The sequence below is a fragment of the Caenispirillum salinarum AK4 genome, from assembly GCF_000315795.1.
Taxonomy (GTDB): domain Bacteria; phylum Pseudomonadota; class Alphaproteobacteria; order Rhodospirillales; family Rhodospirillaceae; genus Caenispirillum; species Caenispirillum salinarum.
Genome location: NZ_ANHY01000033.1, coordinates 25,700 through 39,774, shown reverse-complemented (window position 1 = coordinate 39,774; position 14,075 = coordinate 25,700). Strand labels below are relative to the sequence as shown.

Annotated in this window: 16 protein-coding genes; 11 read left to right on the top strand and 5 right to left on the bottom strand. The window is 65.8% G+C overall.

The features are described 5' to 3' along the window. Both groL and groES read right to left on the bottom strand, forming a co-directional pair. Window positions 1-1,109 (bottom strand): chaperonin GroEL (gene groL / locus C882_RS21770; RefSeq protein ID WP_043647167.1); only part of this gene is annotated, 1,109 nt, incomplete at its 3' end. Between the two features lie 61 nt (window positions 1,110-1,170). Beyond that, on the bottom strand, window positions 1,171-1,482 hold the full coding sequence (gene groES, locus C882_RS21765) for a co-chaperone GroES (RefSeq protein WP_009542858.1): 312 nt from the start codon (window positions 1,480-1,482) through the stop codon (window positions 1,171-1,173). Between the two features lie 262 nt (window positions 1,483-1,744). Here groES and C882_RS21760 point away from each other — a divergent pair, with 262 nt between their 5' ends. From C882_RS21760 to C882_RS24265, 3 genes are all read left to right on the top strand, one after another. Further along, the gene (locus C882_RS21760) at window positions 1,745-2,008 is read left to right on the top strand and encodes an usg protein (RefSeq protein WP_009542857.1); all 264 of its coding nucleotides are present in this window, start codon (window positions 1,745-1,747) and stop codon (window positions 2,006-2,008) included. 234 nt (window positions 2,009-2,242) lie between these two features. Further along, window positions 2,243-2,974: a DUF3750 domain-containing protein gene (locus C882_RS21755; protein WP_043647185.1), complete on the top strand. Its 732-nt coding sequence runs from the start codon at window positions 2,243-2,245 to the stop codon at window positions 2,972-2,974. 107 nt (window positions 2,975-3,081) lie between these two features. Next, window positions 3,082-4,131, top strand: coding sequence for a DUF4917 family protein (locus C882_RS24265; RefSeq protein ID WP_083876137.1), 1,050 nt, complete (start codon window positions 3,082-3,084; stop codon window positions 4,129-4,131). Between the two features lie 15 nt (window positions 4,132-4,146). Here C882_RS24265 and C882_RS21750 read toward each other — a convergent pair whose 3' ends face one another. Beyond that, complete coding sequence (locus tag C882_RS21750; protein WP_009542855.1) at window positions 4,147-4,686, bottom strand: hypothetical protein; 540 nt, start codon at window positions 4,684-4,686, stop codon at window positions 4,147-4,149. Window positions 4,687-4,800: 114 nt separating this feature from the next. Continuing rightward, window positions 4,801-6,108, bottom strand: coding sequence for an MFS transporter (locus C882_RS21745; RefSeq protein WP_009542854.1), 1,308 nt, complete (start codon window positions 6,106-6,108; stop codon window positions 4,801-4,803). A gap of 561 nt (window positions 6,109-6,669) precedes the next feature. Between C882_RS21745 and C882_RS21740 the strand changes: the two genes are divergently transcribed. From C882_RS21740 to C882_RS21715, 6 genes are all read left to right on the top strand, one after another. Beyond that, window positions 6,670-7,125: an Hsp20 family protein gene (locus C882_RS21740; protein ID WP_009542852.1), complete on the top strand. Its 456-nt coding sequence runs from the start codon at window positions 6,670-6,672 to the stop codon at window positions 7,123-7,125. 124 nt (window positions 7,126-7,249) lie between these two features. Next, the gene (gene rpoH, locus C882_RS21735) at window positions 7,250-8,185 is read left to right on the top strand and encodes an RNA polymerase sigma factor RpoH (RefSeq protein ID WP_009542851.1); all 936 of its coding nucleotides are present in this window, start codon (window positions 7,250-7,252) and stop codon (window positions 8,183-8,185) included. A 183-nt stretch (window positions 8,186-8,368) separates the two neighbouring features. Continuing rightward, window positions 8,369-9,556, top strand: a complete 1,188-nt coding sequence (locus tag C882_RS21730; protein WP_009542850.1) for a type III PLP-dependent enzyme — start codon at window positions 8,369-8,371, stop codon at window positions 9,554-9,556. Between the two features lie 115 nt (window positions 9,557-9,671). Continuing rightward, the gene (locus C882_RS21725) at window positions 9,672-9,920 is read left to right on the top strand and encodes a type II toxin-antitoxin system Phd/YefM family antitoxin (RefSeq protein ID WP_009542849.1); all 249 of its coding nucleotides are present in this window, start codon (window positions 9,672-9,674) and stop codon (window positions 9,918-9,920) included. A 3-nt stretch (window positions 9,921-9,923) separates the two neighbouring features. Next, complete coding sequence (locus tag C882_RS21720) at window positions 9,924-10,373, top strand: PIN domain-containing protein (protein WP_009542848.1); 450 nt, start codon at window positions 9,924-9,926, stop codon at window positions 10,371-10,373. Continuing rightward, entirely contained in the window at window positions 10,370-11,176 is an 807-nt protein-coding gene (locus C882_RS21715) for a DUF429 domain-containing protein (RefSeq protein ID WP_009542847.1), read from the top strand. Before C882_RS21720 ends, C882_RS21715 begins: the two co-directional genes overlap by 4 nt. Window positions 11,177-11,225: 49 nt before the next feature. Here C882_RS21715 and speE read toward each other — a convergent pair whose 3' ends face one another. Then, window positions 11,226-12,080 carry a polyamine aminopropyltransferase gene (gene speE, locus C882_RS21710; protein WP_009542846.1) on the bottom strand — a complete coding sequence of 285 codons (855 nt, stop codon included), beginning with the start codon at window positions 12,078-12,080 and terminating at the stop codon, window positions 11,226-11,228. A gap of 203 nt (window positions 12,081-12,283) precedes the next feature. On the opposite strand from speE, the gene C882_RS21705 reads away from it, so the two are divergent. Further along, window positions 12,284-13,690, top strand: coding sequence for an MFS transporter (locus C882_RS21705; RefSeq protein WP_009542845.1), 1,407 nt, complete (start codon window positions 12,284-12,286; stop codon window positions 13,688-13,690). 94 nt (window positions 13,691-13,784) lie between these two features. Continuing rightward, window positions 13,785-14,036 carry a hypothetical protein gene (locus C882_RS21700; RefSeq protein ID WP_009542844.1) on the top strand — a complete coding sequence of 84 codons (252 nt, stop codon included), beginning with the start codon at window positions 13,785-13,787 and terminating at the stop codon, window positions 14,034-14,036. The last annotated feature ends 39 nt before the right edge of the window (window positions 14,037-14,075 follow it).

Below are 14,075 nucleotides of genomic sequence, written 5' to 3'. Positions count from 1 at the left end.
GCCAGACGCTCCTGGAGCTTCTCGCGGTCGTAGTCCGAGGTGGTTTCCTCGACCTGCGCCTTGATCTGCGCCACGCGGGCCTGGATGTCGTCCTTGGAGCCCGCGCCATCGACGATGGTGGTGTCTTCCTTGGTGATGGAGACGGTCTTGGCCGTGCCCAGCATGTCGAGCGTCACGCTTTCCAGCTTGATGCCCAGGTCCTCGCTGATGACCTGGCCGCCGGTGAGGATGGCGATGTCCTGCAGCATGGCCTTGCGGCGGTCACCGAAGCCCGGCGCCTTGACGGCGGCGACCTTCAGGCCGCCACGCAGGCGGTTGACCACCAGGGTGGCGAGGCTTTCGCCCTCCACGTCCTCGGCGATGATGAGCAGCGGCTTGCCGGACTGCACCACGGCCTCCAGCACGGGCAGCAGCGGCTGCAGGCTGGTCAGCTTCTTCTCGTGGATGAGGATGTAGGGGTTGTCCAGCTCCGCGACCATCTTTTCGGAGTTGGTCACGAAGTAGGGCGACAGGTAGCCGCGGTCGAACTGCATGCCCTCGACCACGTCCAGCTCGGTCTCCAGGCCCTTGGCCTCCTCGACCGTGATGACGCCCTCGTTGCCGACCTTCTCCATGGCGCGCGCGATGATCTCGCCGATCTCGGCCTCGCCGTTGGCGGAGATGGTGCCGACCTGGGCGATCTCGGCGTTGGTCTCCACCTTGCGGGAGCGCGCCTTGACGTCGGCGACCACGGCGGCCACGGCCATGTCGATGCCGCGCTTGAGGTCCATGGGGTTCATGCCGGCGGCGACGGACTTCGCACCCTCGCGCACGATGGCCTGGGCCAGAACGGTCGCGGTGGTGGTGCCGTCACCGGCCAGATCGGCGGTCTTGGAGGCGACCTCCTTGACCATCTGGGCGCCCATGTTCTCGAACTTGTCCTTGAGTTCGATTTCCTTGGCGACGGACACGCCGTCCTTGGTGACGCGCGGGGCGCCGAAGGACTTGTCGAGCACCACGTTGCGGCCCTTGGGGCCCAGCGTGACCTTCACCGCGTCGGCCAGGATGTCCACGCCGCGCAGCAGGCGCTCGCGGGCGTCGGGACCGAACTTCACTTCCTTGGCTGCCATTGTTCTCAGGCTCCGGAAATCAATTGCTTCTTGTTGGTTTGGACCGGTGGGCGCGCGCGGGTCACGCGGCCTTGGCGGCGGCGTCGGCCTCGATGACGCCCAGGATGTCGCTCTCCTTCATGATGAGCAGATCCTCGCCGTCGATCTTGACCTCGGTGCCCGACCACTTGCCGAACAGGACGCGGTCGCCCGCCTTGACATCCAGCGGGTGCAGCGTGCCGTCATCGGCGCGCACGCCCTGGCCGACGGCGATGACTTCGCCTTCCTGCGGCTTTTCCTTGGCGGTGTCGGGGATGATGATGCCACCCTTGGTCTTGGTGTCGGCCTCGATGCGGCGCACCAGAACCCGGTCATGAAGCGGCCGGAAAGTCATGGCTTTTTTCTCCGTCATTCCTTGTCAAAGCAAATGACTGCTGATGGTTGAAACAGCTCCCGCTGACGCGGCGAGCGGAGGCATAAATAGGGGAAGATGAAGAAGCGTCAAGAGGCTTCGTGCAGATTTTGGCAGCACTCACGGCCATTTGCTGCCAAGTCATTGATTTGCAAGGATGATCTTGATCGCGGGACTGGGTGGGGCCATTCTTGAAGAAGGCGCTCCGGCGCCTTGGGAGAGACCGCACAGGAGGCATGACCCGATGTCCACTCTCGCCAAGCAGATGCGGGACTATCGCCTGACGACGGCCCGCATCATGTACCACATGCCCGACCACCCCAGCCTGTTGCAGGAATACATCTGGCAGGACCTGGACCTGGCGCCGCGCTACCCGGTGCTGCGCAAGTTCCTGACATTCTGGGAGGAAAACCTGGACGGCCGCCTGCACTCGGTGCAGGTCGCCAGCAAGGGGATCATCTCGCCGGGCGAGATGCGCCTGGCGGCGGCGCAATACAGTTTGCACTAATACCGGACGACACTCAAAAACAGACACTTGTCGTCCGGCAAGGCCGACTGGCCGCCGCGCCTTTTGGCGCGTGAGGCTGCGTGCCGATTGGAGCCGAAGGCGTGTGCGAAGCACACACCGCAGCCTCGATGATTTCAATCATCGAGGCGTATAATGTCCCGTTGCGCCTCCATCCTCACGCCCCATTCTTGAAGGAGACTGACGGGCGATCGTGATGATGAGCAGGTGCGGGTGATGGTGCGCAAGACGGTTCTGGGGTTCCTGGCGCTGGTGGTGGTGTTCGTCGCGCCGGTGGGCGTCCACGGCCTGCAACGGGGCGTGCCGCAAGGCCACTGGTCCAGCGCCTCGCGCGCCCCCGTCGGCCTGGCGCCTTCGGCGGAGGAGGAGCCGGGTGCCGTCATCCAGGTCTACGCCGCGCCGACCTACGGCTGGCGGGGCATCTTCGCCGTGCACCCGTGGATCGCGGTGCGCCGCGCGGGCTCTTCGGATTGGGACCGGTACGAGGTCGTCGGCTGGGGCGGCGGCCGGGTGACCCGCGACCGCATGGCCCCCGACGCCCGCTGGTACGGTGCGGAGCCCCGCCTGCTGCTCGACCTGCGCGGCGGTGCGGAGGTGGACGCGCTGATCGCGCGGGTGGAGGCGGCGGTGGCGAGCTATCCCTACACGGGGTCGTATCGCACCTTCCCCGGCCCCAACAGCAACACCTTCCTCGCCCACATCGGCCGCAGCGTGCCCGAGCTTGGCCTGGACATGCCCGCCAACGCCATCGGCAAGAACTGGCTGCCGTGGGACGAACCGGTGTCGACCGCACCCAGCGGCGGCGGGTTCATGCTGTCGTTCGAGGGTCTTGGCGGGCTGCTGGTGGCGCCGGAGGAAGGGGTGGAACTGACGTTCCTGGGGCTGTCGCTGGGAGTGGATTTTGATCCGCTGGACGTGCGGCTGCCGGGGTTCGGTGGGGTGCGGTGATTCCGACCCAGAGTGGTGGTCTTATAACTAATCTCCGGCTTTCCGATCACTCTTTTCGAGCATAACTTCTTCCGCGCATCCTAACAGGGCGAGCGGCAGGGAACAAAATGGCTAAAGCGGAGATTTTTTCGTTCGACGACGCTATGAACGAAGCGCGGCACTGCAAGAAGAAGCACATTTTGTTGGGGAATGGCTTTAGCGTAGCCATCCGGCCCAACATCTTTTCTTACACGTCGCTGTACGAAAACGCTGATTTCTCAGCGCACAATAACGTTAAGAAAATCTTCGAATCGCTCGGCACTATGGACTTTGAGATAGTCATTAGACATTTGCAAGATTCCGCAAAGACCATTTCCATTTACGATCCGAGCAACACGGAACTTTTCAATGAACTTCGCAATGACGCTGAGTTCGTGAAGGACGCTTTGGTCTCTGCTGTTGCCAAGCGCCATCCAAACCGTCCGTTTGATATTAAACCTCATAATTACACTCGTTGCAGAAATTTCCTCTCCCAGTTCGACCATATTTTCACTTTGAATTATGATGTTATTCTTTACTGGGCCTTGATGCAGGAAGAATTCGATGACTTGGATCTTAAGCCAGATGATGGTTTCCGACATCCGCATGATGACACAGATGCGCCATACGTGAGTTGGCAACAAGGGAACAAGTCGACGGTCAATTACCTTCACGGAGCCCTTCACCTTTACGACAACGGCTCCGAAATAACTAAGTATACGTGGTCTAAAACTGACAGACCAATTGTAGAGCAAATCAGAGCTGCTCTCGATGAAGATCGATTCCCCGTTTTTGTCTCAGAGGGGACTAGCGACAGCAAGCTAAGAAAAATCATGCATAATGCATATCTTCATAAGGCATATCGCAGCTTTGAGGGCTGCTGTGGATCGAAAAACAATGCCATCGTCGTCTACGGGCATTCCCTCGCCGAAAATGATTGGCACATACTAAAGTGTATCGCCAGGGGACAGGTCGCTCAACTTCTCGTGGGTATCTATGGCGACCCAAATACTCCGGCGAACCGGGAGGCGATAGCGAATGCCAACAAGATTGCCGAGCTGAGAGAAACCTACTCTCGTGGCAAAGCACCGTTGAACCTCGTCCTGTTTGATGCCGCATCAGCGAATGTTTGGGGTTAACAAATTAAAGCACTTTCAGTTAAGCCGTACTATATCTGCGCGCTTCAACGTCTCAAGCGCGTTTCCGGTTCGTCGCGTGCCGCTCCTCATCAGCCCTCTTTCATCCCGCACCTCCGCACGCCCCGCCCCCAGACACAGCCGCAGCGCCACCACGCGCGCGTTCCGATAGCACGACAGCTGCAACCGCCGGCCGTCCTCCAGGTCCCTCACCCAGCGCACGCAGGCGGCCGGGCCTCGGGCCTGGGTGGGGCCGTGGAGCATTGTCAGGCTCCAGGCATTGGCGCGGGCGCGGGCCTCGGCGGCTTCAGGCGTGTCCAGGTAGGCGAGCGCGCTGGCGCCGATCACGCGGTCGGTTCCCGGCGCCACCGCCAGGCGGAGTTCGTCGAAGCCCTCCGGCACCGTGTGGTCCGGCGCGTCGGCCCAGAAGGTGCCCAGGGGGCTGCGGGTCAGCAGGGCCGCGTCCGGAGGCGGGCCCGGGACGCGGCGCAGCAGGTCCTCCCCCAGCGACAGATCGGCCTCGAAGGTGAAGGCAAAGGCGTCGGCGGCAAAGGTCATGGCGGCGTCCCCCCGAAGGTTGCTGTCAACAGGCGCTTGATGCGTGCGCCAGGGGACAACGACACTCAGGTCCGCCTTATTCCATCCGCCGACGACGAAAGTCGCGGCAGCCGATCATTCCGCGGCGAGCCGTTGGGCCTCGGCCTGCTCCTCCTCAGGCGCGGGGGCGTCGAAGTCGAAGCTCAGCTGGCCGTCGGCGTCCTCGCCGCGCGGGTCCATGGCGGCCGAAACCGCGGAGGTGCGCGGCACCACGTGGTACTTGCCCTGCTCCTCCATGGGCACGGAGGGGCGCGCCCGGACGCGCCAGGCGGCAAAGAAGCTCGACACCACGCCCAGCAGCAGCAGCACCGCGAACAGGCCGTTGGGGCCGATGGCGTCCATCAGCGGCGAGACGAACAGCGGGCCGATGGTCGCGCCGAGCGAATAGGTCAGCAGCAGGCCGCCGGCGGCGGCCACAAGCTCGTGGCTCTCCAGGTGGTCGTTGGCGTGGGAGAGCGACAGCGGGTAGAGCGTGAAACTGATGCCGCCGAACATCACGGCGCAGCCCACCACGTACCAGAACCCCAGGAACGTGGCGCCGATCATCAGGCCCGAGATCGCCACCTGCGCGATGAACAGGCTCACCAGCACCACGCGGCGGTCCAGAATGTCCGACAGCTTGCCGATGGGGTACTGGATGATGAGCCCGCCCAGAATGGTGGCGGAAACGAAGGTCGCCGTCTCCGACACGCTATAGCCCAGTTTCTGCGTGAACACCGGCGCCAGGCCGTAGGAGGCGCCGAACACGATGCCGCCCACGCCGGCGCCGTAGACGCCCAGCGGCGAAACCTTCCACAGGCGCTTGAAGGAAAAGCTCGCCACTTCGGGCATCGTCGGGATGGGCGTGGAGGTCATGGCCACCGGCACGACGGCCAGGCTCATGAGGATGGAGATCAGGACGAACAGCAGGAAGCCGGTCTCGTCGGGCAGGTTCAGCATGAACTGGCCCAGGAACTGCGCGAAATAGATGGTCACCGCATAGCTGGAGAGGATCTGCCCGCGCGTGACGTTGGTGGCGCGGTGGTTCAGCCAGCTCTCCACGCAGATGAACAGGCCCGCCATGCAGAGGCCTTCCACGAAGCGCAGGGTGAGCCAGATCCACGGGTCGACCTCCAGCGCGTGGGCGAGCGTGGCGCCCGAATACAGCGAGGCCAGGGCGGCGAAGGCGCGGATGTGGCCGACGCGGCGAATCACCCGTTCGGCGAACAGGGCGCCCAGGGTCAGGCCGCCGAAGTAGCCGGCGTTGACGATGCCGACGACGGTGGCCGAGGCGCCCGCCATGTCCAGCCGCAGACTCGTCAAGGTACCCATCAACCCGTTGCCCAGCATGAGGAACGCCGCACCGGTCAACAGGGCGATGATGGGAACCAGGATCGCGCGCATGGGGGTCGGGGAACTCCGGGTAGGGCGGTGTGTCGAGGGCCTTCGGGGCGCCGGCGCCGGCCGTCGGGCGGGCACGCCTTCGGGCTAGCACCGATGATCGTGGAGTTCAACGGAAAGGGCTGCGACGGGGTTGCGGCGGAAGAAGCTTCGGCCCATATCGGCGCCCTGGGAAAGCAGACGAATTTGGTCCACTTTTTTCCTTGACCTTGCCGCCCGTGTGCCCATATTATGATCGAGCCGGACGCCGCTGTATCGGGTCCGGCCTTCGGTGTGCTCCGACCCATGCCCGGGCAGGGCTTGCGGAAACGGGGCAGGGGTGACGCGGCAAGGGCCGGTCGCCACCACCAGCGAAGGGCTCGCGCCAAAGGGCGGAGCCACAAGCAAGCGCCGCCCCCTGGCGCGTGACCGCCGGGGGCGGAGACGGAAACGGCCACGCTGGACGCGCACTGGAAACGGCGGTCCGGGGTGCCACGGTCGGGATGCGGCCAGGGATCGTGCGACAGAGGGTCGCGCGCCTGAAGCATGCTCTCGCCGACATCGCTCGATGGAGGATGTGTGACTATGCGTGATCTGACTCCCCTCTACCGCTCCACGGTCGGATTCGACCGCGCCGCCCGCCTGATGGAAGGCGCCCGGCGCATGGACGGCGGTACCAACTACCCGCCCTACGACATCGAGGCCATTGGCGAGAACGGCTATGCCGTGACGCTGGCCGTGGCCGGCTTCGAGGCCGACGACCTGACGGTCGAGGTGCGCGACGGCATGCTGGTCGTCGCCGGGCGGAAGGCGTCCGAGACGGATGCGGACGCGGACACCGACGAGCCGGTCTTCCTGCATCGCGGCATCGCCACGCGCGACTTCCTCCGCAAGTTTCACCTCGCCGACCACGTGAAGGTCACGGGCGCGGGCCTGGAAAACGGCCTGCTGCGCATCGACCTGGTGCGCGAGGTGCCGGAGGCCAAGGCGCCGCGCAAGGTCGCCATCGCGACCGGGGCTCCGGAAACCGCCGTCGCCTGATTTTCGCCCCGAGTTGGCCGGGATGGATCGTCTTTGAAGAGCGCAACAACCCACGACGGCGTTCCATCCACAAAAGGCCTCTCTGGCCGCGAAGGGATCTACTGATTGAAGGGGAGTTTCTCCCATGGTTGACACCGACACCACTCTGAACGTCCGCGACATTCCGACCCTGACGCCGGAAATGTCCTTCTCCTCCTACATGGACTCCATCCGCCGGTTCCCGGTGCTGGAGCCGCAGGAGGAATACGACCTCGCCATGCGCTACAAGTACCAGGGCGACGAGAAGGCCGCCCATCGGCTGGTGACCAGCCACCTGCGTCTGGTCGCCAAGATCGCCTCGCAGTATCGCCGCTACGGCCTGCCCATGGCTGATCTGGTGAGCGAGGGCAACCTGGGGCTGATGCGCGCGGTGCAGAAGTTCGAGCCGGAAAAGGGTTTCCGCCTGGCGACCTATGCCATGTGGTGGATCAAGGCGAGCATCAACGAGTTCGTGCTCAGCCAGTGGTCCATGGTCAAGATGGGCTCCGACGCCGTCCAGAAGCGCCTGTTCTACAACCTGCGCAAGGTGAAGGCGAACCTGGGCCTGTACGAGGACAGCGACATGGCGCCGGAAGACGTCGCCCGCATCGCGGAAGAGCTGAACGTCGGCCGCGACCATGTGGTCAACATGAACCGCCGCCTGATGGCGCGCGACAGTTCCCTCAACGCGCCGGTGTCGTCCGATATCGAGACCGAGCGCATGGACATGCTGGTCGACGAGAACCCGACGCAGGAGGACACCTACGCCTCCTTCGAGGAACGCACCCTCGGCCGCCAGCTGATCGGCGAGGGCCTGGCCGCCCTGAACCAGCGCGAGCGCGAGATCATCCAGGCCCGCCGCCTGGCCGACGATCCGGTGACGCTGGAGGACCTGGGCAAGCGCTATGGTGTGTCGCGCGAGCGTGTGCGCCAGATCGAAAACCGCGCCTTCCAGAAGATGCAGGGCGCGATCAAGGCGGCGGCGACGCGCCTGCGGGCGCCCATCGCCCAGGGTCTTGACCTTCTGCCCCACGCCGTGTAAGGTCCTGCTCCTTTCGGGTTCCGCGGCACCTTCACGGGTCGCCCGGAACCCGATTTTTATCTTGAGGATCAGATCATTCCGGCCTGAACGGGCGCGGATAGTTTGCCTAAGCACTGCGGCTCGCGCGGCGGCGGCATTCTGATCATCCTTTGAAACTGTCACCGGTTTTGGGGAGGGGTCAAAATGAGCCAGCTGTTCAGCGGCATTACCGAAGTCGTGGACGTTCTCCAGCCCGTCGATCCGATTCACTGCGTGCGCACGGACGTCCTCCGCGCGACCGCCCGTCGTTTCGTGCAGGCTTTTCCCGGCGATGTTCTCTACGCCGTGAAGTGCAACGACAATCCGGTGGTGCTGAACGCCCTTCACGAGGGCGGCATCCGACACTTCGACACGGCGTCGATCACGGAAATCCGCGACATTCGCGCCCGCTTCCCCGCGGCCGAATGCCACTACATGCATCCCATCAAAAGCCCCGACGCCATCGCCGAGGCCTATTACAAGCACGGTGTGCGCGCCTTCGTGCTCGACCACGAGGACGAGCTTGCGAAGATTCTGGAGGTCACGCACGACGCCCGCGACCTGACGCTGGTGGTGCGCCTGGAAATGCCGCGCGGCCAGGCCCTGATGGACCTCTCGGGCAAGTTCGGCGCGCCGGTGCACGAAGCGGCACGCCTGCTGAAGGCCTGTCACGCGGTGGCCGCCAAGGTCGGTCTGACCTTCCATGTCGGCAGCCAGTGCGTCGACGTGCGCGCCTTCGGCGTCGCCATCGACCTGGTGGGTGAAACGCTCAAGCTGGCCGGCTGCGACATCGACGTGCTGGACGTGGGCGGCGGCTTTCCGGGCCAGTACACGGGCAACGAGCCGGCCTTCGAGGACTTCTGCGCGGAAATCCGCAGCGGCGTCAAGCGTATCGGACTGCCCGCGACCTGCCGCCTGCAGTGCGAGCCCGGCCGGGCGCTGGTGTGGGATGCGCTGTCGGTGCTGTGCCGGGTCGACCTGCGCCGCGGTGCGTCGCTCTACCTCAACGACGGCACCTACGGCAGCCTGTCCGAACTGAAGTATCTGGGCCCGTACTTCCCCATCACCGTCGTGCGCCCGGCCGGCGAGGCGGCGTCGGAGGGGCGGTCGGATTTCCAGTTGTTCGGCCCGACCTGCGACTCCGTCGACAGCATGCCCGGCCCACACCGCGTGCCCGACGACGTGCGCGCCGGCGACTGGCTGGAGATCGGCATGATGGGCGCGTACTCCAATGCCCTCCGCACCCGGTTCAACGGCTTCAATGTTGAGCGCTTCGTGGAAATCCGCGACGAGGACACGGACGCCGACCGGGTGACCTGGCTGAAGGACTACAAGGTCCGCCGCGTCGCCTGATTGACGGGCCCTTGGCGAAGATGAAAGGCCCCGCGCCAGGACTGGCGGCGGGGCCTTTCGCTTGACGGGGTTGCGGGGCGGGCCCATCATTTCCTTCGGTAAGCGGAGTTGAGCGATGAACAAGCGCGTAACGGTGCACGAGGCGGAAGAAAACTTCATGTCCCTGCTCGACCAGGCCGAGGCGGGGGAGACGGTGGAGATTTTCCGGGATGGGAAGCCCGTCGCACGCCTCGCGCCGTCTCGCAAGACGGCCGAGGAACGGGCCAAGGCGCAGAAGGAGGCCCTCGCAGACATGCGGCGGGGGTTCAACCTGGGTGGCGGGACGTTCGACCGCGACTCCTTGTACGATCGGCTCGACCGATAGCCTATGCGCTTCACCCTCGACTCCAATGTCCTCGTCTATGCCTATGACGAGGCCGCCGGCAGCCGCCACGCCATCGCCCTTGCCTTGCTGGAGCGCGCATTCCAGGCTGATCTGGTCATCACTATTCAGTCCCTGGCTGAGCTTTTCCATGTGCTGACCCGCAAGGGCAAGCTGCCGGCGGACCATGCCCGGCAGGTGGTCGCGCGGCTGGCTGGGACGGCGGAGGTAATCGCCGCCGATGAAGAGTGCCTGTTCTCGGCCATGACCATGGTCGCCCGTCACCAATGGTCCTTCTGGGATGCCATGATGTTCGCCACCGCCCGCCAGGCCGGGTGCGCGCTGTTGGTCAGCGAGGACGGGCAGGACCGGCGGCATCTGGACGGCCTGACCATCGTCAACCCCTTCACCGACACCCCCTCCCCGCTGCTGTATGAGGCCCTGGCCCCGGCATGACCCGCGACTCCGGCGCCGTCCTCGGCATCGACGTAGGCTGGGCACCCAACCGCAAGTCCTCCGCCGTCTGCCGGCTGGAATGGACTCAGGATGCCGTCTCCTGGCGGATCGTGCCGGTGGGTGTCGATCTGGCCGAGCGCCGCGCCGTGGTGGTCGACATGATCGGGCCAGGCGCCGACGTCTGCGCCATCGACGGCCCCATCCACGGCAGCCTGGAGATCATGGACCGCTACCGCCTGCCCGAACGCCTGCTGACGCGCGGCTTCCAGCGCATCGGCAAGCCCGGGCAGTCCTCCTCGCCGCAGGGGCGCCGGCTGAACCAGGAGGCGACGGTGTTCGCCGCGCTGGTGCTGGACACCGGCTGCCTCGGCCCCGCGTCCTTCGCGGGTGCCATCCACGACCGGGCGCTGGTGGAGGCGTTCCCCACCAGTTTCCTCGGGACGATGCTGGAGAAGGATGGCGTGCCGGAGCATGGCCAGCGCTCCGACGTCTACTACGCCCACCTGCTGGGCACGGCGCCCGCACCGCCGCAAGACCGGCTGGCGGCGCTGCTGGAAGACCTGCTGCCCGGCCGCGCGTGTCTTCAGCGTCCGGCAGAGGTCCGCGACCACGACGAGCGCGCGGCCCTGGTCTGCGCCCTCACGGCGCTCTCGGTCGCCCGTGGGCGCTATGTGGCGGTCGGCGACGCGGCGGACGGTTTCATCACGCTGGGCGCCCACACCCGGCCCTGGGCTGTCGCCCAACTCCGCCGCAACGCCGAGGCTCTCGGCCGCTCGGAAACGGTCCTGGACCGCTCCAAGTAAACGCGGGGAGCGCGAGGGGTCCGCGTCGGGCCCCTCGCACCTTTATTATTTACACCGTCAGCCGCTCGATCCACGCCGGCAGGGCGAAGGCGCCTGCATGCAGGGCCGGCGAGTAGTAGTCGGTGGACAGCTGGATCTGCTCGACCCGCTTGGCGGCCTCCTCGACCGACAGGCTGCCAAGGTTGGTGCCCTTGGACCCCCAGGTCAGCGCCATGAAGCCGCCGATGTAGGTGGGCGTGACCGTCAGGTAGGTGCCGGCGTGAGGGAAGACACCGCGCAACTGCTGCATGGTGCCGGTCAGTTCGTCGGCCTGGAAGAAGGGGCAGCCGTTCTGGAACACCGCAATGCCGGTGTCGGTCAGGGCGTCGCGGATCAGTTCATAGAACTCGGTGGCGAACAGCACCTGCGCCGGGCCGAGCGGGTCCGGGCGGTCGGCGATGATCAGGTCGTACTTGCCCTTGCTGTCGGCGGCCTTCAGGTGCTCGAAGGCGTCGGCGACGAACAGGTTGAAGCGGGGGTCGTCGAACACGCCCTTGTTCACGCTGGCGAAGTACTGCTTGCAGTAGTCCACCACCATGCCGTCGATTTCGCACATGTCGACCTCGACGCCGGGGTGCTTGAGACACTCCTCGGCAATGGCGCCGTCGCCGCCGCCGACGATCATCACGCGCTTGACCGCGCCGTGCTCGACCATGGGCAGGTGGGTCAGCATTTCGGAATAGGAGGCTTCGTCGCGCTCGGTGATCTGGACGACCCCGTCCAGGGTCATCACGCGGCCCAGCGCCTCGGTGTCGAAGATCTGGATGTGCTGGAATTCCGAGCGCTGGTTGACCAGCATGTCGCCCGCGACTTCCATGTGCTGGCCGTAGCCCTTGTGCAGGGTTTCGGAGAAGATGGTCGCCATCGGCTTGCCAATCCGTCCGTTTTGCAAGAATTGAGTGGATGTGCGTCTGAACCCGAGGGTATAGAGCACGCGCGTCCGCGGGTCACCCCCAAAAGGGCCGCAAAATCCGATCGCTGTGGTGTGTCATGCGTTGGCGACAGGACGCCGGCGCGCTAGCCTGTCCGCCCGCACGAACCACCGTCCCGAGTCCCGCCGGAGTTTCCATGGTCACCGCCGTCGCCGCCATCGGCGCCCTCCTCCTGTCCGTCGCCATCATGGTGATGGGCAACGGCCTGCAGGGCACGCTGATCACCGTCCGCGCCAATATCGAGGCCTTCAACGCCGCCGAGATCGGCCTTCTGGTGTCGGGCTACTACGCCGGCTTCATCGCCGGCTGCTGGGCGGCGCCGCACATGGTGGTGCGTGTCGGGCACATACGCACCTTCGCCGCCATGTCGGTGATCGCGGCGGCGACGATCCTCATCTATCCCATCATCGTGGAGCCGTGGGTGTGGTGGGTGATGCGCGCCATCGCCGGGCTGGCGCTGGCGGGGCTGTACACCGTTATCGAAAGCTGGCTGAACGACCGCGCCACCAACGAGAACCGGGGCGCGCTGTTCAGCATCTACCGCGCCGTGGACCTGAGCGCCATGACCGCCGGCCTGATGCTGCTGAACATCGCCGCGCCCGAAGGCTTCGAACTGTTCAGCCTCGCGGCGCTGCTGATGTCGCTGGCCCTGGTGCCGGTGGCCATGACGCGCGGCGTTGCGCCGGCGCCGGTGGCGGCGGCCCGCCTGCAACTGCGGCGGCTATATACGGCCTCGCCGCTGGGCGTGGTGGGCGTGTTCATGGTCGCCATGGCCAACGCCGCCAGCATGGGCCTGATCCCGGTGTTCGTGCAGCGCAGCGGCTTTGGCGTGGAGGCGGTGGCCTTCGCCATGGCCGCGCTGGTGGTGGGCGGTGCGCTGGCGCAGTATCCGGTGGGTTGGCTGTCGGACCGCTTCGACCGGCGCTCGGTGGTGATCGTTTTTACCATCCTGGCCGTGCTGGGTGGCGGCGGCGTGGCCGTGGTGTCCATCTACGGCGGCGGGTTCACCGGGATCGTGGCGGCGACCGCAGTGTTCGGCGCCATCACCATGCCGCTCTATTCCCTGCTGATCGCCCACGTCAACGACCACCTGGAGCCCCATGAGTTCGTCGTCGCCAGCGGCGGGCTTCTGCTGATCTACGGCCTGGGTGCGGTGGTCGGGCCGCTGATCGCGTCTTTCGTCATGCTGGAGCGGCCGCCTTGGCTGCTGTTCGCGTATACCTCCACCGTCTTCGGCGTGCTGGTGGCCTATTCCCTGTGGCGCGTCACCCGGCGCCCGCCGCCGCTGCCGTCGGAGCAGGGCGATTTCGTCATGCCGCTGTCGCCCCTGGCGACGCCGCAGTCATTCGAACTGGACCCGCGTGCCGACACCGACGCCATCGCCGAGATGGACATCATGGAGCCGGTGGAGGAGCGCCCGCCGGTGACCACGGTGGCGGAGCCCACTGCGCCGGCCAGCCAGAACACGGGTCCTGAGCCTGAGGCCGGGCCGGCGCCGCCCGAAACGCCGCCGGAGACCAGGGGTCCGCCGCCGCGGGGCTGATACGGGTGACCTGCGTCGTACGGCGTAGTCGGTGAACCCGCGTACTGCGGCTTTCGTTTCGCGGTCAGAAAACAGACGCTAGGAGGTCTTCACCATGCGTAAGTTGATGATCGCTGCCGTTCTGTCGACCAGTGCCGTCGCCTTGTCGGCGTGTTCCGGCATGAACGAGACCCAGGAATCGACCGCCGCGGGCGCCGGCCTGGGTGCTGCCGTCGGCGGCATCGCCGGCGGCGGCGCGACCGAGGCCCTGCTGGGCGGCGCGGCCGGTGCCGGCGCCGGCTACCTCTATGAGCAGGCGCAGGACGACGAAGGCGAGTACGACGAGGGCGGCGGCCTGTTCGACTAGGAACCGGCACCGCCGTCGCCCCGGAACGGGCCGCCCCTG